At 59.8% G+C, this 20,504-nt stretch carries 17 protein-coding genes and 2 pseudogenes; 11 read left to right on the forward strand and 8 right to left on the reverse strand.

Translation table 11 applies throughout. From position 1 onward, the window contains the following. Nucleotides 1–9 precede the first annotated feature (9 nt). On the reverse strand, nt 10–678 hold the full coding sequence (locus ATY79_RS01660; RefSeq protein WP_088702792.1) for a DsbA family protein: 669 nt from the start codon (nt 676–678) through the stop codon (nt 10–12). Between the two features lie 96 nt (nt 679–774). Here ATY79_RS01660 and ATY79_RS01665 point away from each other — a divergent pair, with 96 nt between their 5' ends. Continuing rightward, nucleotides 775–1,656, forward strand: a complete 882-nt coding sequence (locus ATY79_RS01665) for a LysR family transcriptional regulator (protein ID WP_088702793.1) — start codon at nt 775–777, stop codon at nt 1,654–1,656. Between the two features lie 142 nt (nt 1,657–1,798). Here the strand turns inward: ATY79_RS01665 and ATY79_RS30710 are convergent, their stop codons facing one another. Together ATY79_RS30710 and ATY79_RS01675 are read right to left on the reverse strand one after the other, a co-directional pair. Then, nucleotides 1,799–1,945: a hypothetical protein gene (locus ATY79_RS30710; RefSeq protein WP_189637940.1), complete on the reverse strand. Its 147-nt coding sequence runs from the start codon at nt 1,943–1,945 to the stop codon at nt 1,799–1,801. Between the two features lie 195 nt (nt 1,946–2,140). Beyond that, nucleotides 2,141–2,911: a glucose 1-dehydrogenase gene (locus tag ATY79_RS01675; protein ID WP_088703012.1), complete on the reverse strand. Its 771-nt coding sequence runs from the start codon at nt 2,909–2,911 to the stop codon at nt 2,141–2,143. A gap of 240 nt (nt 2,912–3,151) precedes the next feature. On the opposite strand from ATY79_RS01675, the gene ATY79_RS01680 reads away from it, so the two are divergent. Beyond that, nucleotides 3,152–3,304 carry a hypothetical protein gene (locus tag ATY79_RS01680; protein WP_088702794.1) on the forward strand — a complete coding sequence of 51 codons (153 nt, stop codon included), beginning with the start codon at nt 3,152–3,154 and terminating at the stop codon, nt 3,302–3,304. 170 nt (nt 3,305–3,474) lie between these two features. Here the strand turns inward: ATY79_RS01680 and ATY79_RS01685 are convergent, their stop codons facing one another. Continuing rightward, on the reverse strand, nt 3,475–4,881 hold the full coding sequence (locus ATY79_RS01685) for an adenylate/guanylate cyclase domain-containing protein (protein WP_088702795.1): 1,407 nt from the start codon (nt 4,879–4,881) through the stop codon (nt 3,475–3,477). 335 nt (nt 4,882–5,216) lie between these two features. Between ATY79_RS01685 and ATY79_RS01690 the strand changes: the two genes are divergently transcribed. Beyond that, the gene (locus ATY79_RS01690) at nt 5,217–5,444 is read left to right on the forward strand and encodes a hypothetical protein (RefSeq protein ID WP_088703013.1); all 228 of its coding nucleotides are present in this window, start codon (nt 5,217–5,219) and stop codon (nt 5,442–5,444) included. Between the two features lie 688 nt (nt 5,445–6,132). Here the strand turns inward: ATY79_RS01690 and ATY79_RS01700 are convergent. From ATY79_RS01700 to ATY79_RS01715, 3 genes are all read right to left on the reverse strand, one after another. Beyond that, nucleotides 6,133–6,978 (reverse strand): methyltransferase domain-containing protein, encoded by an 846-nt coding sequence (locus ATY79_RS01700; protein ID WP_088702797.1) that lies wholly within the window; start codon nt 6,976–6,978, stop codon nt 6,133–6,135. Nucleotides 6,979–7,300: 322 nt separating this feature from the next. Further along, nucleotides 7,301–8,548 carry a Zn-dependent hydrolase gene (locus ATY79_RS01710; protein ID WP_088702799.1) on the reverse strand — a complete coding sequence of 416 codons (1,248 nt, stop codon included), beginning with the start codon at nt 8,546–8,548 and terminating at the stop codon, nt 7,301–7,303. After that, on the reverse strand, nt 8,545–9,753 hold the full coding sequence (locus tag ATY79_RS01715; RefSeq protein WP_088702800.1) for a diaminopropionate ammonia-lyase: 1,209 nt from the start codon (nt 9,751–9,753) through the stop codon (nt 8,545–8,547). Before ATY79_RS01715 ends, ATY79_RS01710 begins: the two co-directional genes overlap by 4 nt. Before the next feature lie 105 nt (nt 9,754–9,858). Between ATY79_RS01715 and ATY79_RS01720 the strand changes: the two genes are divergently transcribed. The 4 genes and pseudogenes from ATY79_RS01720 to ATY79_RS31215 form a co-directional block, all read left to right on the forward strand. Further along, nucleotides 9,859–10,347 (forward strand): Lrp/AsnC family transcriptional regulator, encoded by a 489-nt coding sequence (locus tag ATY79_RS01720; RefSeq protein WP_088702801.1) that lies wholly within the window; start codon nt 9,859–9,861, stop codon nt 10,345–10,347. 228 nt (nt 10,348–10,575) lie between these two features. Continuing rightward, a complete protein-coding gene (locus ATY79_RS01725) occupies nt 10,576–11,790 on the forward strand; it encodes an alpha/beta hydrolase (RefSeq protein WP_088702802.1) in 1,215 nt (404 codons plus the stop codon). 10 nt (nt 11,791–11,800) lie between these two features. Continuing rightward, a pseudogene (locus ATY79_RS01730) lies at nt 11,801–13,732 on the forward strand (mechanosensitive ion channel domain-containing protein); the annotation flags it as partial. After that, nucleotides 13,724–14,058, forward strand: a pseudogene (locus tag ATY79_RS31215) (IS110 family transposase); the annotation flags it as partial. The pseudogenes ATY79_RS01730 and ATY79_RS31215, both read left to right, overlap by 9 nt. 300 nt (nt 14,059–14,358) lie before the next feature. Here the strand turns inward: ATY79_RS31215 and ATY79_RS01735 are convergent. Next, the gene (locus tag ATY79_RS01735; RefSeq protein WP_088702804.1) at nt 14,359–15,378 is read right to left on the reverse strand and encodes an ABC transporter substrate-binding protein; all 1,020 of its coding nucleotides are present in this window, start codon (nt 15,376–15,378) and stop codon (nt 14,359–14,361) included. Between the two features lie 568 nt (nt 15,379–15,946). On the opposite strand from ATY79_RS01735, the gene ATY79_RS01740 reads away from it, so the two are divergent. Genes ATY79_RS01740 through ATY79_RS01755 form a run of 4 tightly spaced genes read left to right on the forward strand, consistent with a single transcriptional unit; the run spans nt 15,947 to nt 20,493 of the window. Continuing rightward, complete coding sequence (locus tag ATY79_RS01740) at nt 15,947–16,954, forward strand: ABC transporter substrate-binding protein (RefSeq protein ID WP_088702805.1); 1,008 nt, start codon at nt 15,947–15,949, stop codon at nt 16,952–16,954. Then, complete coding sequence (locus ATY79_RS01745) at nt 16,951–17,535, forward strand: SCO family protein (RefSeq protein ID WP_088702806.1); 585 nt, start codon at nt 16,951–16,953, stop codon at nt 17,533–17,535. The genes ATY79_RS01740 and ATY79_RS01745 overlap by 4 nt, the downstream gene beginning before the upstream one ends. Continuing rightward, nucleotides 17,501–20,131: an ATP-binding protein gene (locus ATY79_RS01750; protein ID WP_189637941.1), complete on the forward strand. Its 2,631-nt coding sequence runs from the start codon at nt 17,501–17,503 to the stop codon at nt 20,129–20,131. The genes ATY79_RS01745 and ATY79_RS01750 overlap by 35 nt, the downstream gene beginning before the upstream one ends. Further along, nucleotides 20,128–20,493: a response regulator gene (locus tag ATY79_RS01755; RefSeq protein ID WP_088702808.1), complete on the forward strand. Its 366-nt coding sequence runs from the start codon at nt 20,128–20,130 to the stop codon at nt 20,491–20,493. The genes ATY79_RS01750 and ATY79_RS01755 overlap by 4 nt, the downstream gene beginning before the upstream one ends. Nucleotides 20,494–20,504: the final 11 nt, after the last annotated feature.

A 20,504-nucleotide genomic window follows, 5' to 3' on the forward strand; every position in this document is an offset into this window, starting at 1 on the left:
GTTGATGATTCATGCGTCTGCGCAGAGCGTGTCGAGCGCTGCGACGAGACGGGCCGGACCCTGATACAGGGCCTCGCCGCTAAGGATGTGGGCCTCGCCGTTGACGACGGCGACGAGCTGCGGGATTCCGCGAATGCCGAGGGTGTTCATCTGACGCTGCGTATCTTCCATCCGTTCCAGCGTACGCTCGCTCAGATCAGTGTCGTTCCGGAGCCTCTTCGCGAACGTTGCAGCAGTCAGTTCGACGCCGTGGTCGGCAGCTACCTGAACGGCGACCTTCGCCACCTCGTGGATGTCGGAAGTGTCGCGCCCCTCGACATAGCGAGCGATTTGGACGGCATGCAGGAAAGAAGGTTCGAGCGTTGAATCCTGTTCGCCGAGAGCGGTCAGCGAACGTGTTGCGGGCCCGGAGTCAAAGATGCCGTTCGGAGCCATCAGGACGTTCTGGCGATACGCTTCAGAAAATTGCTGCCCGGTGAGGCTCTGGATCCGCTGGTCGTTGCGCCAGGCGTGGTCGGCGATCGACGAAATCGGCCGTCCTCCGACGAACAAGCCGGACGGGCGCATCTTGAGCTTGTTTCCGAACTTGTCGGCGAGGCCAGCGAGCGCGGGCGCGCTTGCGTAGCACCAGCCGCAGAAGGGGTCGAAGAAATAGTGAAGTTCGATGTCCGTGGTCACTGCGATCTCCTAGTGTTGAGGAGAAATGTAATGTTGCGGATATCAAAGATAAACGCCACTATGGTCCAAAGAATGTTGCATGGATCGAGCGAATAGATGGACCGGATAATCGCAGCAAAAGTTCTGCTGAAGACCGTGGAGCGCGGCAGCGCCTCTGGTGCAGCCGAAGAATTGGGCATGTCCCGAGCGATGGCATCACGTTACATCGCGTCCATGGAAGACTGGTCAGGAACACGGCTTCTCCACCGGACGACGCGGCAGCTGAGCCTGACATCGGCGGGCGAACGCGTGATCGAACTCTGCAGAGAGATGGTCCGCGTCGCCGATGCCGTAACCGAAGTGGCGGGCCATGCCAATGCGCCGCACGGCCTCCTCAGGGTGACCGCGCCCGGCATTCTCGCAGAGACGCAGTTAATCCCCTTGCTCTCGGAGTTTGCGGATAACTATCCTCGCATCAAGATCGATCTACAGATTTCGGACAGGCCGGTCGATCTCGTGCAGGACCGTATCGATGTGGCGATCCGGATCGCCAACCAGCTTGATTCCTCCTTGATCGCCAAACGGCTGGGACGGTGCCCGTCGCGGCTCTACGCGTCGCCGCAGTATCTGGAAAAGGAAGGGACGCCGAACGCGCCAGAGGATCTGAAGGACCAAAAGTGCCTGACCTACACGCATCTTGGCGGCGCGGAATGGATTTTGAAGAAGGGCGAGGCGCAAGTCGTGGTGCCCGTGGGGGGAGGATTCCAGACGAACGACGCTCTTGCTCTGAGGCGTGCCACGGTGTCCGGTCTCGGTATTGCAATGCTGCCGTGCTTCGCCGCCGATCAGGAGGTCCAGGCAGGCAAGCTGGTGGTCGTCCTTCCGGAGTGGAAGCCGATCACGCTCGGTATCCATGCTCTCTATGTCTCCCGCAGGCATCTTCCCATGGCGGCACGGGCACTCATCGACTTCCTGGCAGCACAGCAGCCGCGCGCCTAGGCGGCGTGCATGAGACAGATCATTAGACCGCAGTTCTGCCGTGTCTGCACGAGTATCTGAGAGGGAGAGGCTCAGTGATGACGGCGTTGAGGTTGTCCTTTATCCATCTGGCCCGGCCGATGCGAGTTCGCTCGCAAACCCTCTATTCGAGCAGGCCATGGGAATGGTTCGTCAGCTTGTGCCCCACGAAGACTGACTCGTCCGCCTTGCCGGCGTTCTCCAGGGCCTTTGCGACGCCGCGGTTTGGCCGGCGACGTTGTAAATGGCTGCAGGCGGCCTGCACCGACATGCCCGGACGCTCCAGCGATCGCTTTTCAGATCGTCGGCAACCTTCCTTTTGGCTGGTAAATTGCCCTTGCCAAGGCAGTGGCCGCTTTGGGCATTAATCGGGCCGTTCGTTGTGCTTGTCGTCGAGGATAGCAAGGGGTCGACACCGGACATCGACCAGCTAGCCGACTTTCGCCGCTGCAGGAGCGTCCTGGCCTCAGGCAACCGACCACCCACCATCCACCAGCAAGTTCGCGCCGGTGATTAGGCTCGCAGCCGGCGATGCAAGGAAGACTACGGCACCCACCACATCATCGGTTTCACCGATCCGGCCGAGTGGAATGTGACCGAGCGTCGCTTTGCGATTGTCGGCGTCGGACAGAAACGGTGCTGTACCATCCGTGTGGATGAACGTCGGCGATACGGTATTGACGGTGATGTTATAGCGCGCCCATTCCGCTGCAAGACAGCGCGTGAGGTGATTGATCGCCGCCTTGCTCATACAATAGATTGCCTCACCACGCAGCGCCACGGTACCGGCCTGTGAGCTGATGTTGATGATGCGGCCCCCATTGAGCTTGATCATGTGACGACCGACGGCCTGGGTCATCAGAAAGGTGCCCTTGACGTTGACATCGAGTATCTCGTCAAGGTCCTCTTCCTCAACGAGTTCGGCGAGATTGCCCGGCGCCACGCCGACGTTGTTCACGAGGACGTCTATCCGACCAAAAGCCGTAAGCGCCGCGTCGACGGCTTGTGCGATATGGGCCTTATTGGGAATCTCCAGTTTGACCGGGAGAACTTTTCGTCCAGCACCCTCGAGTTCGGCAACCAGGTCCGTCGAGGCTGCGACATCGCGGACCCCCAAAACAATATCGGAGCCCGCTGCAGCACAGGCAAGCGCACAAGCTCGACCGATGCCACGGCTTGCTCCCGTCACCAAAGTCACCTTGCCTTCAAGGCTGAAGTCCGGCGCATTCTTCTGCATCATGATGGCCTCCTCGCTGAAGCTCATTTATGGCAGCGTCGGAGTACGGATACCAGATGTTCTGTGCATGCCGAGGAGCGTCCCTTGGCCAATGGGCTATCCCCAAGCGGCGCGGGGGGCAGATCGATTGGGCTGTCCCGAGCCTCGCGCCTTCACGTGCACTCGAGAACCCCGCCTTGGGAAGCGGGAACCTTCGTGGCTTGTTTGGAATTTACGGACTAGCACACGAAGGAGGATGTCATGATCCGCAAGCTGAAATCGGGTGAGTATCGGCTCTATTCGCGCAAGATCGATCCAAAGACTCACAAGCGCAGAAATCTCGGCACATTCAACTCCCGCGAGGAGGCCGAAAAGCACGAGCGCGAGGTGCAGTATTTCAAGCGTCACGCTTGAACAACGGCACTCTTCGCGTCCGCGACAAGATCGCATTTTCAAGAGGACATGATAGATGCGGGCGTTGGCGATCAGAAGACCGTGGGTCGGTGGTCAGATGCACCGTGCCGTCGGCGCTTCTTTATCGGAGCTACGGCACGATCAGCAGAGGAAGTGCGTATGGACGAAGCTCACGATAGGGCGAAAATTCTGACCTCCCTGCCGATGCCGTGAAGCTCCTCCATTCTGGAGACTGATGCGATGCCGCTGTCTCGCAGGATCTCCGAAACTTGCGCATCCCCGACAACCGCCTCCGTCGTCAGGATCACATTGGGATCTGCAAGACCCTGCACACGAGAAGCGATGTTGACAGTCTGGCCGAAGTAGTCCTGCCGGTCGTTCAGATTGACTGCGAGACACGGTCCTTCATGGATGCCGATCTTCAGCAGAAGATCGTCGCTGCCATGTTCGGCATTTAACCGCTGCATCGCATCGCGCATCCGAAGCGCGGCGGCCACCGCGCGGTCAGGGGTTGGAAACGTCGCCATCACGGCGTCGCCTATGGTCTTGACGACGGCTCCCGCCTCTGTAGCGACAATCTCGTGAAGAACCCTGAAATGCGCTCGAACCAGATCGAAAGCAGCAAGATCTCCGACCCGCTCATAAAGAGCAGTCGAACCTCTCAGGTCAGTGAAGAGGAAAGTCAGGCTTGTGATCTTCAGACGCTGGTCGACGTCAAGTGTGTCGGTCCGGTAGATGTCACGAAAGCTCTGGTTTGTCAGTAAGCGCTTGGCTGTCAGAAAAGGCCGCCTGCGGCCCAATAGGTCGTGCAACTCGTCTCCTGCGACGCAGACATTCGGTAGCACTCTGCGATCGGTGTGGTTCTCGAGGGTAAGGCGCAGTACGCCCGGGCGAAGGCTAAGCGTTTCGCTCGACCCATGCCCGTAACTGATGCCCATTGAGAGGTTTTGACGTTCGCCGGTGGGCTCTCCATTCACGTCGATGAATTGCGCCAGGTGTGTCACCGCATCGAAGATGATCACGAATTGCGCTGGCAGTTGCAGTGACACGAAAGCCTTCTCCCCTGGATCCAGCTCGATCATCTCCAACACGATGCGGCCAAACCGCTCTTCGAAGTTCTCTGGCAGATCGACACCGGAGCTGAAGAAGATTTGGCGGTAGTACTCCAGCGGAGGTAGACGATCGGGCTCGTGGCCAGCAATCCTGCGCACCCTCGGACTGACCGTGAACGTTACCTCGACCATTTCATCGAGGGTTGGCTCGTATCCGGCTGCGCATAGCGCGCAATGGTAAGTCTCCCTGTCCACGGCCTTGAGCGTTGTGCCGGTATCAAGGACGCCGCCGCATCCTGGACAAAGGACATTCCAGGTCATCTCGAAGGCCCCTATGCGGGCTGCATGTAGCAGCGCTGCAATCACTTTCTCTTCATCAAGATGATGCGCATCCGCGAAAGCCAACGCATTGATGCGGTTGAGGTCGCCATCCGACCCACGCATGACGACGTTCTCGATGCAGTCAACCGTCTGCGGGTCAGCCGCCTGTCGCAGGGTGGTAAAAAGCAGGTCCACTTCGCTCATTGGACAGGCCTCTGTGCAAGTAACACATGGCGGATGACGCCAATCCCGGAATTATACCACGGAACGTCCTGATAGAAATCCCGACGCCTGGAGGCTTTTTGCCTCCCCGATCTACCTCGATCGCCTGAGCATAGCGTCCCGATCGTATGCAGTCGCGGATCAGTATTGCAGACCGGCGCGTTCCGACCTCGCGGGTTTTCGCTGGGTGGACTGCCTTGACGCTTTCTGGTTCGTCTAGATTGCGGCGGATGACAGCCCAGCGCCACTTCGCGCGGCCCTGACTATTGAAGACGGCGAGCGCTCCGCTACTTGCCTTCTTCTCGAAGGAGGCGGCCATGCAAGACACCGATCTTCTCATTCTCTCCAGAGCCGTTCAGCAGTGGTACCTGTACTACGACATAGATCCGGACGACCAGGCATCGACCCTGCTTAATCGCGCAGCCGTTGCACTTTTCGACCAAGGCCATCGATCTGTGGAAGGCATCGCCACGATGCTGATCGAAAACTACATTGGGCCGTGGCCGGTGACGATGAACGCCCAGGGTTCGAAGACGATCCAGTAGATGCGCCCGCTCGCGACGGGAAGTGTTACTCGCATATTCAACGTGCCCACCGAATCTGAACCTTAGACCGCCCTTCCAGGCGCGAGGAGCCAACGGTTCACGGCGGCACTATAAGGAGCACCAAAATTCCTGTTGATGGAACTTCTGCGGTCGAGGTTCCGCCGGACCGCAGCACTTCCTCGCGGAGATCAACACGACTTCTTCCTGCCTCCTCCGACACAGATCATTCGATCGGGATGCAGTCCGACCTGGCAAATGCAGGTGCGAAAAGGGCGATTGGAACTTTGTCTTCAGGGCATCGTTGATCGGCAAACAAAGCTGCAGAGGAAGCGTCATGACCCATAGGCGCGCAATCACTGTCGGCTTGGTGTTGATGATTGCACTGCCAGGCGCCACGGGCGCTTTTGGCGAAAGTCAGATGCAGTCCGGTCGCGACAATTGTCAGGCTCCAGCACAGCAGCAATCACCGAACGCTCCGAGACGCAACGGCGGAGGTGACAGGGACTTTTCCAAATGTGGCGGCGTGATAATGCCGCCGGCATCTGGCGATGAGAAAATCGAGCACCGAGCTCCGGAGACCGGCACTACCCCGGTCATTCCGCCCTCCGATCTCCCCGGCCAGCAGCACGGCCACACCGAACCAAGGTAGGCGACCTTGGGCGTTCTCTGACATTTTATCGAGCGACAATTACCGCGTACCAACAATGACAGTCGCGGTCGAAGAAAGTCGCACCTTGCCGTCGTGAATGGACTGTCGCGCCAGTGAAAGAACCTCGTTGCGGATTTGCGCTTGCGTCGCCGTGTCGGCTTTTGCAAGGCCTGCCACGACGGGTGCTGCAATGTCTGTCATGAAATCCCAGTATCTCTCCGGTGACTGGTGGGTCATGATCGATGAAACTTCCTCCTCGCTTATATCCGTCAGACCGGCCTCTTCAAAGGCCGTGCGCATCAATCCCGACGGGGCGCAACGAAAAAGCCCGGGCGATCCAGCGGGCGGCGCAGGTATCTCCACATGCCGAGCAATCGTGGACATGATCGTCGTTGCCCAGGGGTTCTTGTCCGGCCCACTCCAGACGGCAGCGCAGACACGCGCACCGGGCTTTGCCACCCGTGCAAACTCCCGAGCGGCGAGTGCGATATCGGGAAAGAACATGAAGCCGAAGCGGCACAGAACGCTGTCGAAACCCGCGTTGAGAAAAGGCAGCGCGCCGGCATCACAGACTTTGGTCTTAAAATTCGTCAGGCCACGGCGAGCCGCGTTCTCAGCGGCTACCGCCAGCATGCGTTCGGAGAGATCCGTTACCGTCACGTCTCCAAGCGGCACCAACGCGGCGGCAGTGAGCCCGGGTTCGCCGGTGCCAGCGGCAACGTCAAGAACATGCATGTCCTCCCGCAAGTTCGAGAGCCTGAGCATCGCATCCCCAAACGGGGCAAGCCAGCCGAGGACCAGCTCGTCCCATTTTTGCCAGCCGGTGGAAAAGCGATCCCATGTATCGCGCTGCTGGTCGCGGATCTCATCGAAGTTTGCAGGCATGCCCGTCCCTCCTTCCATGACAGACCTTCCCGATCGTCCGGGTGGCCCACTATGAACCGTGTGGATCAACTTACAATCAAATAGAGGTGTCACCGGCTCCAGGCTATCAGGATTGAGACATCAACTCGGCGCCATGACCGCTAAATGAGCTTTCCGAGGCGGTGATCGCAACGCAGCCAAATGAAACGCCCTCGGGTTTTCCAGAGCTCGGCCGCCACGATTTCAGATGTCGCCTTCTCTTCGAAGCCGAATTCCGGCTTCGCATGGATGTGCCGCCGGCAATCGGTCATCTCAGCATGAAGCTTTTGAATGCCGATCATGGCTATTGCTTCGATGAGGTAAGTTCGCGTACCACGTCGAGCAGGATGTTTGCTCCGGCGACGAGATCGGCGTCCCGCGTGAATTCCTTCGGATTATGGCTGATGCCGCCGATGCTTGGCACGAAAATCATCGCCGACGGCGCGATTGTCGCGATCATCTGGGCATCATGACCGGCACCTGATGTCATGCGCCGCGATTTGAGGTTACGTGCTGCGGCGGCCCGCTCGACAAGCGCGACAATGTCTCTGTCGAAGGTCACTGGCTGAAAGCGTGCAAGACGTTCGGACGTTATTAGGACCTGCTCTTGGGTTGCGACCGTCTTAAGGAACCTTGCGAGTGCGGCCTCTTCGGCCTGGAGACGGTCATCATCCGGATCACGCAGGTCGACGGTGAACGTTGCCTTGGATGGAATGACATTGATGGCATTCGGCTCGAATGTCATGCAACCGACCGTTGCCACCATCGCGGTGTTGGAGGCTTCCGCCCTGGCGCGCAGGAAGGTAATGACGCGGGCCGCCGCCAGCCCGGCGTCGCGCCGCATCGAGATCGGCGTTGTGCCGGCATGATTGGCGTCGCCTTCGATGGTCACACGCTGCCATGAGATGCCTTGCAGGTTCTCGACGGCGCCAACCGGGATGCCCTCGCGCTCGAGAACGGGGCCCTGTTCGATATGGAGTTCGATGTAGGCGTGAGGCTTCAGGAAGCCCGGCTCGTGGCGACCGGCATAGCCGATCCTGACAAGCTCCTGGCCAAGCACCGTGCCGTCGGTGCCGACCGTCGCCAGCGCTTCGTCGACATCGAGACCGCCGGCGTAGACCAGCGATCCCATCATGTCTGGTGCGTAGCGCACGCCTTCCTCGTTGGTAAAGGCGCAGACGACAATCGGACGGACGGGCACGAATCCCTCCGAATTCAGCGTCTCGATGACTTCGAGGCCGGAAAGGACGCCGTAGCAGCCGTCGTAGATGCCGGCGTTGATGACCGTGTCGATATGGGAGCCGAGCATCAACGGCGTATCCGCGACTACCGTGCCATGCGCAGGTTTCCATATGCCAAGGATGTTACCGATGCGGTCTACCGCGACCTCGAGCCCCGCATCCCGCATCCAGGACGAAACGCGATCACGTCCCAGCTTTTCGTTGTCGGAAGCAGCCAGCCTGACAAGACGGCCATCGGCGTCGCGGCCGATATCGCCCAACTCGCGCAGATGTCCCAGCAGCCGTTCCGAATTGATCGACGAGCCGCTCATTGCGCTTTTTCCAGGTTCCTGGCGACGACCTGTGCGGGCGACATGCCGACGATTTCCTCATATCTGGCCGGGTCCGTCGCGCCTTCCGTATTTATCACGAGTACCCGGGAGGAAGGAGAGATGCCGAGGGCCGCTTTGACGTCCGCTTCGGACACAGCCTTGATCAGTCCTGCAAGGCCAACTCCCCCGCTTTCACCTGCGACGATTGCCGGGTCGCCCGACACCGGCCACGCCAAACGCGTCATGACGGAGATCGCCTCCTCCTCGTCGACGGTCATGAAGGCGTCAGCCACACGCGCCAGGATGCGCCAGGCGACAAGCGAGGGTTGGTAGCATTCGAGCATCGCCATGACCGTCGGCTCGCCATGTTGAATGCGCACCGGGTGGCCCGCCTTCGCGGATTCGACGATGCAGGCCGCCCGCTCAGGATCAACGACCGTGAAGATAGGCCGTCCCTCGCCGAGAACCACTGCGAGGTGTCCCGCCACGGCAGCCGCAACACCTCCCACCCCCGATTGGACGAAAACATGGGTGGGCGGCTCGGGCAGCTTGCGCAACGCTTCACGGACGATCGGCGTGTAGCCCTGCATCACAAGGCCGGGAATACGTTCATAACCGGGCCACGATGTGTCCGAGACGATCGTCCAGCCACGCTCGGCGGCGACCCTCGAAGCCTCCTGGACGGAATCGTCGTACGTGCCGTCGACACGGATCACGTCAGCGCCGAACCGTGCGATGGCGGCTATCCGCTCGTCGCTGACACCGGAGTGCACGAAAATTGCGGCACGGGCACCGACCAACTGGGCGCCCTGGGCGACGGAGCGGCCATGATTGCCGTCGGTCGCGCATGCGACCGTCATCGTCCTGGCCACGGCGGCGACCTCGGCTGTGGGAAGTTCGGACACGTCGACTGGCCTGCCGAGCCTCCTTTCGGCCTCTTCGAGCGCAAGCCGGATCACTGCGTAGGAACCTCCAAGCGCCTTGAAGCTGCCCAGCCCAAGGCGGTAGCCTTCGTCCTTGAGGTGGATGCTCGCGACACCGATTTCGCGCGCGAGGTTGGGCAAGGCGACGAGCGGTGTCTCAGCGTTGTCCTTCCGGTACGAAAGGAAGCGCTCGACGTCCTTGGCGGCGGCGAGGCCAAGCGTCTCGGCATCGCGCTGATCGAGAGCGGACTTGTATGCGCAATTGGTGTTGATCAGGAACATTGGCACCTCGTTTGCGGTTGCCAGAAAACATATTGCAAGCAAGACGAAATTTGCGCTGAATATAATCGGCCCGTTTGCAATTTTGTTTCGCGTGCAGGACCTCCGATGAATAAAACTTTGACGCGCATTGCGCTCGACGACTTCGACCGGAAGATTCTGGCGATCCTTCAGAAGGACAATCTGACACCTCAAAGGGCGATCGGCGAAGCGGTCAACCTGTCGGCTCCAGCCGTCCAACGCCGGATCAAGAAGATGACCGAGGCGGGCGTCATTCAGGCGAACGTGGCTGTCGTCGATCCTGCCGCGCTCGGACACCCAATTACGATCTTCGTCGAAGTCGAGGTCATTAGCGAGACGGCGGATCAGATCGACAACGCTAAGCGCGAATTCGCGGCGACACCCGAAATCCAGCAATGCTATTATGTCACTGGGGAAGCGGACTTTGTGCTTTTGATCGTGGTGGCGAACATGGCCGCGTACGAAGCGCTGACAAAACGGCTGTTCTTCGGAAACAACAATGTAAAGCGATTCCGGACGTTCGTTGCCATGGAGCGCATAAAGGTGGGACTAGACGTGCCGCATGGGATCTCATGATGAGGGGCCGGATCATCGCGCAGACTGACGGCGAAGCCGCAAGAGGAAGACCGTCCGCAGCAATGTCTTCCTCACCCCGAACACGCCCATCGGCGTGACAATTCCGCATCGCGGCGGCATGCATGCGCACAGATATTACGTGATGCTACAGGCCTCGCCACACTTCACCTGCTAGCGTCCAGTTTGAAGAGCCTTCTCTGTCTTAAGCGATAGCCGGAATGTGCCTACATGCTAAAGCGTGGTGTCCCTCTCTTTCTCCTTCTCCTGACAAGTTGCGGGCACCCGAACGGCGTGATGACGCCGGTTGCGATGTCAGCTTCCGTCCCCTCGACGTCCAAGGTCGGGATGCTGGTTGCGACCACCCGCGAGCCCTCTGGAGACCCGGCCACGCTCTTTAATGGCGAACGAAGTTCAAAGCCGCATTTGACACAGATCACGGTTTCAATTCCGCCGAAGCGCGAGATGGGCACGCTACAGTGGCCTAAGCACCTGCCGCCCGACCCGGCAACGGATTTCGCGGTGACGAATGTTCAACAGATGGACACCGTGGCGCAGGGGCAAGCCTGGTTCAGGCAGCATGTCAATGGCGGACATGCGCTGGTGTTCATTCACGGCTTCAACAACACCTACGAGGATTCGGTTTTCCGACTGGCACAGATCGCGCACGACAGTAAGATGCAGGCAACCCCAGTCCTCTTCACATGGCCGTCGAGAGCTGAGATCACAGCCTACCAGTACGACAAGGAAAGCACCAATTATTCGCGCACCGGCCTGGAGCAGACTCTCCGCACACTGGCCGGCGACCCCAATGTTAAGGATATCACCATCATGGCCCACTCGATGGGAACCTGGCTTGTGATGGAATCGCTCCGACAAATGGGGATACGCGATGGCCATGTGAATCCGAAGATTCACAATGTGATCCTCGCTTCTCCTGATATCGATATCCAGGTCTTTGCCAAGCAGTACGTGGAGATGGGCGAGCCACGTCCGAGGTTCACGATCTTCGTGTCCCAGGACGACAAGGCGCTCGCGGTTTCGAGCTTCATTACCGGTCGGGTCTCGCGCCTTGGCGCGATTAATCCGGCCGAAGAGCCCTATCGCTCGAAGCTGGAAAAAGCGGGCATCACCGCGATCGATCTGACGAAGGTCAAGACCGAGGACGGGCTTAATCACGGCAAGTTCGCCGAAAGCCCGGAGATCGTCCAACTCATCGGTCAGCGCCTTATGACCGGCCAGACGCTGACCGATTCGAAGGTCACGCTTGGCCAGGGCATCACTGCCGTGGTTGGAGGGACCGTGACGAATATCGGCACGGTTGCCGCGACCGCCATTGCGGCTCCGGCCATGATCATCGAACAGCCAATCGCACAGCGAAAAAGACCACGGCCAGCCGACGAAACACTCGGCGGTGATCTAAAACCGCAGCAACTGACGCAGTAGGAGATTCAGCATGAAGTGGTTTCTGTCTCTCGTCGCCGGACTTCTCTTCGCCTTCAATGTCTTCGCGCAGGCGCCGGCGGCCACGACCCCGCCGGCAAAGATCGACGAACTCGTGCGCCTCCTGCAGGACCCAGATGTGCAGGCATGGCTCAACAGCCGAAAAGAAACCGGTGCATCTGGGGCGAGCCCTTCTGCATCGACGGGGACCTCGAATTTGGCCAAGTGGGAAACTGCCGCGCGGGCGCGCGTCAGCGAAATTCTGGCAGCGATACCTTCAATTCCCACGCAAGTGGCAGCGGCTGCTTCGAGAACACGGCAGGATGCCACAAGCAGGGGCTACGCACCCGTGTTCATAATATTCGCCGGGCTGGTCGCGCTCGGCCTGCTTGCCGAGGGGCTGTATCGCAGACTGGCCGCGCCTCGCGAGAAGCTCCTTGGCCGCCTGGCCCCGGTTGGCATCTTTGCAGGCGCTATGGCGATCGTATTCTTTGCGGTAGAATGGCCTCCTCTCGCCCGTGTCACCTTGCTTGCCTACCTCTGCGCATTCATCGTGTTCCGTCTGGCGATCGCATTTTTGTCGGTCGCCGATATCAAGGTGTCGTTGCGCGCACGGTTGACGATTCTCATAGGGATTATTTGCCTGGCTGTTGCCACGGCTGCCGTCGGGGAACCGCTTGGTGTTCCTCCCCTCGTCAGCGCCGCAATCAGCTACTGTTTCTCGCTCGTCGGACTGCTTCTCGCGATCGAGGCCGTATGGGCTACATCACAGCGACCTCGACCGTGGAAGGCAACCGTGGCGGCCTTCCTCGTCGTGTTGTGGGTCATCTGGTGTCTCGACATGAGAGGCCTTTTCTGGATCGGCATCTATGTGCTCGTGCTGCCGGCGATACTCAACACCGTTGGACGCATGGCAGCGTCGTTCACCAGTGATCCGGGTAGCCTGCGTGGTGTCTTGATCGTGCGGGGTGCACGCGCTGCGGTTATCGCCCTGGCGGTCGGGTGGCTGGCGCTTGTCTGGCATCTCAATCCGGACACATTGGGTCAGCGCGATCCGATCGTCGTCAACTTGTTCTATGGCGGCCTGAAAAGCGTTCTGATCCTGGTCGTTGCGGACTTGCTTTGGCAACTGGCCAGAGGCTGGATCGACCGAACGTTGCGGGGGGCGACCGACACCACGGCGCTCGCGCCGGCCGACGCGGCCCGACGCGCACGCTTCCGCACGCTTCTTCCGATCTTTCGCAATGCGTTGGCCGTCGTTGTGGCGGTCATGGCAGGGCTGATCGTGCTGGCGCAGATGGGCGTTCAGATCGGACCTTTGATCGCGGGAGCGGGCATCTTCGGCGTGGCCATCGGTTTCGGTTCGCAGACGCTCGTCAAGGATGTGATCAGCGGTGTGTTCTACATGCTCGATGACGCCTTCCGCGTTGGGGAATACATCCAGGCCAAGGACTATAAAGGAACTGTTGAAGGCTTCAGCCTGCGTTCGGTTCGATTGCGTCACCACCGTGGCCCGGTGTTCACCGTACCGTTCGGCGAACTGGGAGCGGTCGAGAACATGAGCCGCGACTGGGTGATCGACAAGTTCCGGATCACGGTCGGCTTCAACACCGATATTGATAAGGCACGCAAGCTGACCAAGAAGGTCGGCGCAGACCTGAACGACGATCCGGAACTCGGAAAGCTCTTCATCGAGCCCTTGAAGATGAAGGGTGTCGAGGAGTTCGGCGACTACGGGATCGTATTGAGCTTCGCCATGACCACGGTTCCAGGCATGCAGACCTACATCCGCCGCAAGGCCTATGCCAAGATTCGCGAGGTGTTCCTGGCAAACGGCATCGCTTTCGCCCAACCGACGGTGCAGGTCGGAGGGGACGACAAGGATGGAGGCGCCGCCGCCGCCCAGGCGATCCGCACGCAGCAGGCAAGCTCCACAACACCGGCGAAGTAAACGGGCTATCTCGGTCTCGTTCCTGGCGATCCACGGACGAGAGCGTAAGACGAGGTGCCGTAACAAAGGCCGGGAATGGTTGGTTCGACACATGCTCGCAGAGCGTGCTTGGACCTATCGGCATCCACCGAAGCTCGGTGCAAGGAAGCTATACCGCCTGCAAGCAGCTTCGCCGGCAGTCAGAGATCGCATGGAAAGCGCAGAGCAGGCTGACTGCTACGATATCGCTTGCTGGCCGCGCGGGGGAAAGTATGACCGTGATTTGCACGGCAATTGCCCGTGAACTGGCCGGCTTCAGATGGGCTATTGCAAGGGAGGCGGAGGCGATCAGAACAGGTCAACGGACACCAGAGCGGCGTGCCGCTCGCACCTTGACCATTTGGTATGGAGAATTTGCCGCATTATGCGCCAAATGCGAAGCCTGCTACAAAGGTCACGATCCGACCCGTCTCGGTCGTTGGCTGCGACGCAGCCGAATGTTCTGGAAGCGGTCCAAAGCGGCATCCAAACTTACGTTGCCTGCAGCCGACAAGCTTCGCCGTCAGCTATGCGGGAGGTTCGCCCCCTCTTTCCCGCGCAGCTCCTTCGTCTGCCCTGCCTTCCCTTATCCTCTCCAGCTGCTATCCCTTCAACTCCTTCTTCAGTTCGTTTAAGAAACGCCAGTCGGTGCCCTGGGCCAGGAGCTCATGGGGTGTGCTCTTTAGCATCCCGACTTCGTGGAGGCGCAGGGCGTAAAAGCGCAAGGTATCCTCAGCGCTATACTCACGCCACTGATAGGGGAGCGCCTTCATGACCTGGAGGGCATGGTCATAGCGCTCGGTATAGCCTCGGTCCACCATGAATTGTGCGGATTGCTCGGGCTCGCTGGCGCAGAAATCCGCCGCTTTCAAGATGGCGCGGAGGGCCCGTTTGGTGGCCACCGGATTGGTGCGGACGAACTCCCGGTTCCCAGCCAGCATGCAGCAAAAGTATTGCGACCACGGCCGGTCCACGGTGCTGCTTATCACCACGTGGCCGATCTGTTGCTCCCGCATCTCCTGCGGTTCCGGGGGGAAACCCAGGTAGGCATCGATCTTCCCCTCCCCCAGGAGCCGGATGGACTCGGGTCCCGGATGCGTGACGATGTGTATGTCACTACGCAGGTCCAGGCCCACATAAGCCGCCATCGTGGCGAGAAAGACGAACCGGCTGGAATCTAGCGTCGGCACGGCCACGGTCTTGCCCTTTAGGTCGCGGATCGTTTGGACGCGATCGGTCCCGAACAGCTCAAAACAGCCGACGTGGAGTCCAGCCAGGATAACGATGGGGTCCCCCGCCTCCAGGCGGAGAAGGAGCGGGGCGGCGAAATGCCCATTGAGGTCGGCCTCACCGGAGGCGAGGGCCGGCTCGATGTCTGCGGTCCCCTGTTTTTGCAGGTACTGCACCTCGGTAAACCCTTCGCTACGCAGCAGTTCTTCGGCTAAATACTGGGGGGCCTGACAGATGCTGGGAATCCTGACGAGCCGGATGCGTGTCGTCTCGGGTGGTGGCTCCGCAGCGGCTCGCCTGGGGTGCCAGCCCAGGAGCCCCGCAGTCCCCGCCAGGGTTATCCCACTCAAGAAGTTCCGTCGGCTGAACCATCCAGGGGATAGGGTATGCATGGGTCCCTCCCTTCCAAGTCCAGTGTGACACCGAGAACGTGCCTGGACGCTTCCGGCCTCGCATGAACAGGTTGCCCATACGATTTGACCGGATGGCGAATGATAACACATGGTGCGGCGGATTGGCGCGCGAGGTTGAGGCCGGTTGCTCGGTGCACGGAAGCAAAGCAACGCTATCTCCGCTCGCGAGCGGTGGCGCGATCGCTCGAACCACGGGCTTCGCGATCGCCGCCTACAAACCTGTCGGGACACGCCCGCCAATCGCCGGCGGAATTCACCATTGGGTCCGGAGCAAGGGGCGGTGCCACGCCCTGCAAACAGCGTGTTTGCCGCTAAGCCTTCGCAGTAAAGGTCAAGCTTTTCCCTCGCTACCGATGCAGACTAGGCGTATATTTATTGACCGTTGCAGGACTATAAAATCAAGCGTTAAAGATCTTTGACTTTAGGCGAGGCATGCGCTGCATTCCTATTTGGTTGGGCCGTTCACAGGCGTGTGTTTCTTGTTGAAATAGTCTTCCGCGCGATTCTGACGGGTATTTATCCGTCTTAGTAGAGAGGGAGCGTTCCGATGCACATCATCCAGAACCGCCGCTCTTTCCTGGCCAGTGTAGCGGCAGCTGGCGTCGCTGGCGTTCTAGGCACCACGACACGGGCTTGGACCGAGCCCCTGCCGGAAACCACCGCCATCCGCTTCACAAAGATCAGTGGCATTTGCATTGCCCCACAATACGCCGCCGAGGATCTGCTGCGTTTGGAGGGATTTACCGACGTCCGCTATGTCATGACTGAACCAGGCTACGGCACGTCTGAGATGATCGCGCGCGGTGAGGTCGATTTCAGTTTGAATTTCGCTGCGCCCCTTGCGGTTGCGATCGATGCGGGTGATCCGATCATGGTGCTGGCAGGCGTGCATCCTGGGTGCTTCGAACTGTTCGGAAATGACAGCATTCACGGTATCACAGATCTGAAAGGCAAAACGGTAGGCGTACAAGGCCTGGGTTCAACGCCGCACGTGTTTGTGACCAGCATGGCTGCCTATGTCGGCCTCGACCCACAAAGGGACATCCGCTGGGTGACCAATCCAGCCGTCAGGCCGATGGAGCTTTTTATCAAAGGAAAAGTCGATGCGTTCCTCGGCTTTCCACCCGAGCCCCAGGAACTGCACGCCCGCAACATCGGCCACGTAGTCGTAAATAGTGCCATCGATCGTCCCTGGTCGCAGTACTTCTGCTGCATGCTGGCGGGCAATGCGGATTTCGTTCGGAACAACCCTGTCGCCACCAAACGCGTGTTGCGCGCCATTCTCAAGGCAGCAGACCTATGCGTCGCCGAGCCATGGCGCATCGCGCGACAGATCGTCGATGGCGGGTTTACCGCCAACTATGATTATGCCCTGCAGACGATGAGCGAGGTGCCTTACGGAAAATGGCGCGAATACGATCCCGAGGACACGATTCGGTTTTACGCCCTGCGGCTGCATGAGTCCGGCATGATCAAGTCGAGCCCGCACGAAATCATCGCCAACGGTACCGATTGGCACTTCCTCAGCGAGGTGAAACGCGAGCTGAAGACATGAAAAGATGGCCGGCGCAGATTGTGATCTTGGTGCTCCTGGCCGGGCCAGGGCAGGCGCATGATGCATCGCACGATCAGCGCTTGCCGACTATCGGAGCGGCGCCAGACTTTACGCTGACGTCACAGGACGGTGTACCGGTGTCACTCCGCGATTTTCGCGGCAAAGCGGTCGCCATTGCGTTCATCTTTGCTTCCTGTACCGATATCTGCCCGATGCTGACCGACAACATGGCGCGTGTGAAGGAGGCACTGGGTCCCGTGTTCGGGTCAAAGATCAATTTCGTTTCGATCACCGTAGACCCGGAGCGGGATACGCCGAAGGTGCTGAAGCAATACGCGCAGAATTTCCACGCCGATGTGAAGGGCTGGGTGTTTCTTACCGGCGATCCGGCAATCGTCCATGAGATCGGACGGAAGTACGGCGTCATTGCGATGAAGACAGTGAACGGCGACGTCGAGCATACACTGCTGACGTCGCTCGTGGACACGAATGGCAGCTTGCGCGTGCAGTATATCGGCGCCAGCTTTGATCTGGAGGAGTTCCGAAGTGATCTTCTCAGCCTCCTGGACGAATCCCGGTAACGTCGCGAGCTGGCTCGTCGGCTGCGTGGCGTGGCTGCCGGCGCGCGTCCAAACCAAGCTTTTGGTCGCATTCCTGTCGATCGTCGGACTGCTGATCGTGCTCGGGGCAGTCGAATTGCAAGTGTTGAGCGGGGTCAACGACCAGACAACCGAGCTGATCAAGTTGCAGCGCAGGATTGCTGCCTATCGCCAAGTCCAGCACGACACGACGAACCAGCTCTACAGCATCTCGACTGCACTTTTGCTGCAAGACAAAAGGATGCTGGATGCAGCGCTGCGCCAGCTCAGCCAGTTCGGATATGACCTCGACCGCATGGCGTTCGTCGCCGAAAGCGAAGCAGATGTGCTCGGTCAGGTCCGGCTGGAATATGACCGGTTTACGGCTGGCGTAACGCGTGTCGCGGAGCTCATCCGCTCCGGCCGTACCGAGGACGCACGCAAAGTTCAAGTGGATCAGATCATGCCGTCGGCCGATCGGCTCGAGCGGCTGACGAACGAGCTGGTCAACCTGGCCGAGGCCGACATGGTGACGTCCATCGAGGTGACGGAAGGAGCCTTCCAAACCTCGCGGCTGGTTGTGGTGTCCTTTGTTGTGGGCAGTATCCTGTTGGCACTGGGTCTTGGCTACGTCATCTCCTGGTCGTTGATAGAGCCCGTCAAGAAGATCGAGACGCGTCTGCGTCAGATAGCCGCTGGCGACTTTGCCCAGCAGGTGGCGATCGGCAATCGGGACGAGCTTGGAGTGCTCGCCGACAATGTCAACCAGACCTCTGCCCAGCTCGGGCGGCTGTACCAGGAGATTGAAACCCGCAACCGAGAGCTGACGGAATCGCTTGAGCAGCAGATGGCAACTGGCGCAATCCTGCGCACCATCGCTGCCTCCCCGACCGACATTCAGCCCGTTCTGAATGCCGTTGCCGAGAGCGCGGCAAAGCTGTGCGACGCCCACGACGCGGCCATACTTCTTAAGGACGGTGAGTCACTGGCATGGAGAGCGCATTATGGTCCAATCCCGATTGACTTCGTCAAATGGCCGATCGGTCGCGACTGGGTTTCCGGTCGTGCCTTTGTCGACGGGCAGGCCGTGCATGTAAGCGACCTCACCGCCATGGGTGATGATTTCCCTGCGGGCCGAGAAATGGCGATGCGGCTTGGCCATCGGACCACCCTCGCCGCCCCGCTCCTGCGGGAAGAAGAAGCCATCGGAACTCTGACGATCCGCCGGATCGAGGTCCGGCCCTTCAACCGCAAGCAGATTGAACTGCTCACCACCTTCGCCGACCAGGCGGTGATCGCGATTGAGAACGTGCGTCTGTTCCAGGAGGTCCAAGCGCGCACAGCCGAACTTGCCCGCTCTGTCGCCGAGTTGGAGGCGCTCGGAGAAGTCACCAAGGCGGTCAATTCGACGCTTGATCTCGACACCGTGCTGCGGACAATCGTAGCAAAAGCCGTGCACCTATCCGATACGGATGCAGGCACTATCTATGTGTTCAGCAGCAGCAGGCAACAATTCCGCCCGCGTGCGACTTATGGGATGAGCGACGAGCTGGTTGCCGCCATCTCTGCGCAGCCCATTGGATTGAATGATCCAGGGATCGGTGACGCCGCACGGCGCCGCGAACCTGTGCAGGTGCCCGAACTCGGCGAAGAAACCCCCACTCAGAAAATCATCCGCGAAGCCGGATATCGCGGCGTGCTGATTGTGCCATTGCTCAGGCCGAACAAGATTGTTGGCGCTCTCGTCGTCAGGCGCCGTGAACCCGGAAAATTCGACGAACAGGTTGTCCACCTGATGGAAACCTTTGCCGCACAGTCGGTCCTGGCCATTCAGAACGCCAAGCTGTTCCGCGAGATAGAGGATAAAGGCCGGGAGCTAGAGGCGGCGAGCCGCCATAAGTCTCAGTTCCTCGCGAATATGAGCCACGAACTGAGGACACCGCTTAATTCGGTTCTGGGCTTCACGGAGTTGCTGGTTGACGGCATTTACGGAGAGCTTCCGGACAGGGCAAGGGCGACAGTGGCGCGGGTGCAGGCCAACGGCCGGCACCTACTGGGCCTGATTAACGACGTGCTCGATCTTTCGAAGATCGAGGCCGGGCAGCTGGCACTGGCGCTGGACGACTATTCCCTTGGGCAGATCGTTCGAACCGCAGCCGCCGCTGTCGAACCACTGGCGCGGGAAAAAGGCCTCGCGTTCACCACGTCAGTCGCCGAGAATCTGCCGACAGGCCGCGGCGACGAACGCCGTCTGACCCAGGTCCTGCTCAATATTGCCGGCAATGCTATCAAGTTCACTGAAGCGGGCTCGGTCGACATTCTGGCCAGGGCAACAACGGATGGCCACTTCGAGATCGCCGTGCGGGACACTGGCCCAGGTATCGCGCCTGAAGACCAAACTCTCATCTTTGAGGAATTCCAGCAGGTCGACAACAGCAGCACCAGGCAGAAGGGCGGCACGGGTCTCGGTCTGGCAATCTCGAAACGATTTGTCGAAATGCACGGCGGAACAATAACCGTGGAGTCAGTGCCCGGTGCCGGTGCGACGTTCCGCATGACGATACCAATCGATGCAGAGGAGCGCTTTGAAGCGGCATGAAGAAAAGAATTCTGATGGTGGAAGACACCGAAGACAACAGGCAGATCGTGCGAGACCTCATCGCTACCACTGAATACGAATTGATCGAGGCGGCCGATGGCGCCGCCGGCGTGACGGCGGCGGCGGCGCAGAAGCCGGACTTGATCCTTATGGACATCCAGCTGCCGGTGATGGACGGATACGAAGCGACTCGCCACATCAAGTCCAACCCGGCACTCCGGCACATACCGATCATCGCCGTCACTTCCTACGCATTGTCGGGTGATGAGGCGAAAGCACTGGCTGCGGGATGTGACGGTTACTTCGCCAAGCCGTTTAGCCCGCGCCAGCTCCTGGCAAAGATCCGGGAGTTCCTATCCTGAGGGAAGCCACA

It is taken from the genome of Rhizobium sp. R693 (assembly GCF_002211315.1).
Taxonomy (GTDB): Bacteria; Pseudomonadota; Alphaproteobacteria; order Rhizobiales; family Rhizobiaceae; genus Rhizobium.

Coding starts and splice junctions, on each gene's coding strand:
- ATY79_RS01665 (WP_088702793.1), top strand. CDS start 775: ATGGACCGGATAATCGCAGCAAAAGTTCTGCTGAAGACCGTGGAGCGC.
- ATY79_RS30710 (WP_189637940.1), bottom strand. CDS start 1,945: ATGTCGGTGCAGGCCGCCTGCAGCCATTTACAACGTCGCCGGCCAAAC.
- ATY79_RS01675 (WP_088703012.1), bottom strand. CDS start 2,911: ATGCAGAAGAATGCGCCGGACTTCAGCCTTGAAGGCAAGGTGACTTTG.
- ATY79_RS01680 (WP_088702794.1), top strand. CDS start 3,152: ATGATCCGCAAGCTGAAATCGGGTGAGTATCGGCTCTATTCGCGCAAG.
- ATY79_RS01685 (WP_088702795.1), bottom strand. CDS start 4,881: ATGAGCGAAGTGGACCTGCTTTTTACCACCCTGCGACAGGCGGCTGAC.
- ATY79_RS01690 (WP_088703013.1), top strand. CDS start 5,217: ATGCAAGACACCGATCTTCTCATTCTCTCCAGAGCCGTTCAGCAGTGG.
- ATY79_RS01700 (WP_088702797.1), bottom strand. CDS start 6,978: ATGCCTGCAAACTTCGATGAGATCCGCGACCAGCAGCGCGATACATGG.
- ATY79_RS01710 (WP_088702799.1), bottom strand. CDS start 8,548: ATGAGCGGCTCGTCGATCAATTCGGAACGGCTGCTGGGACATCTGCGC.
- ATY79_RS01715 (WP_088702800.1), bottom strand. CDS start 9,753: ATGTTCCTGATCAACACCAATTGCGCATACAAGTCCGCTCTCGATCAG.
- ATY79_RS01720 (WP_088702801.1), top strand. CDS start 9,859: ATGAATAAAACTTTGACGCGCATTGCGCTCGACGACTTCGACCGGAAG.
- ATY79_RS01725 (WP_088702802.1), top strand. CDS start 10,576: ATGCTAAAGCGTGGTGTCCCTCTCTTTCTCCTTCTCCTGACAAGTTGC.
- ATY79_RS01735 (WP_088702804.1), bottom strand. CDS start 15,378: ATGCATACCCTATCCCCTGGATGGTTCAGCCGACGGAACTTCTTGAGT.
- ATY79_RS01740 (WP_088702805.1), top strand. CDS start 15,947: ATGCACATCATCCAGAACCGCCGCTCTTTCCTGGCCAGTGTAGCGGCA.
- ATY79_RS01745 (WP_088702806.1), top strand. CDS start 16,951: ATGAAAAGATGGCCGGCGCAGATTGTGATCTTGGTGCTCCTGGCCGGG.
- ATY79_RS01755 (WP_088702808.1), top strand. CDS start 20,128: ATGAAGAAAAGAATTCTGATGGTGGAAGACACCGAAGACAACAGGCAG.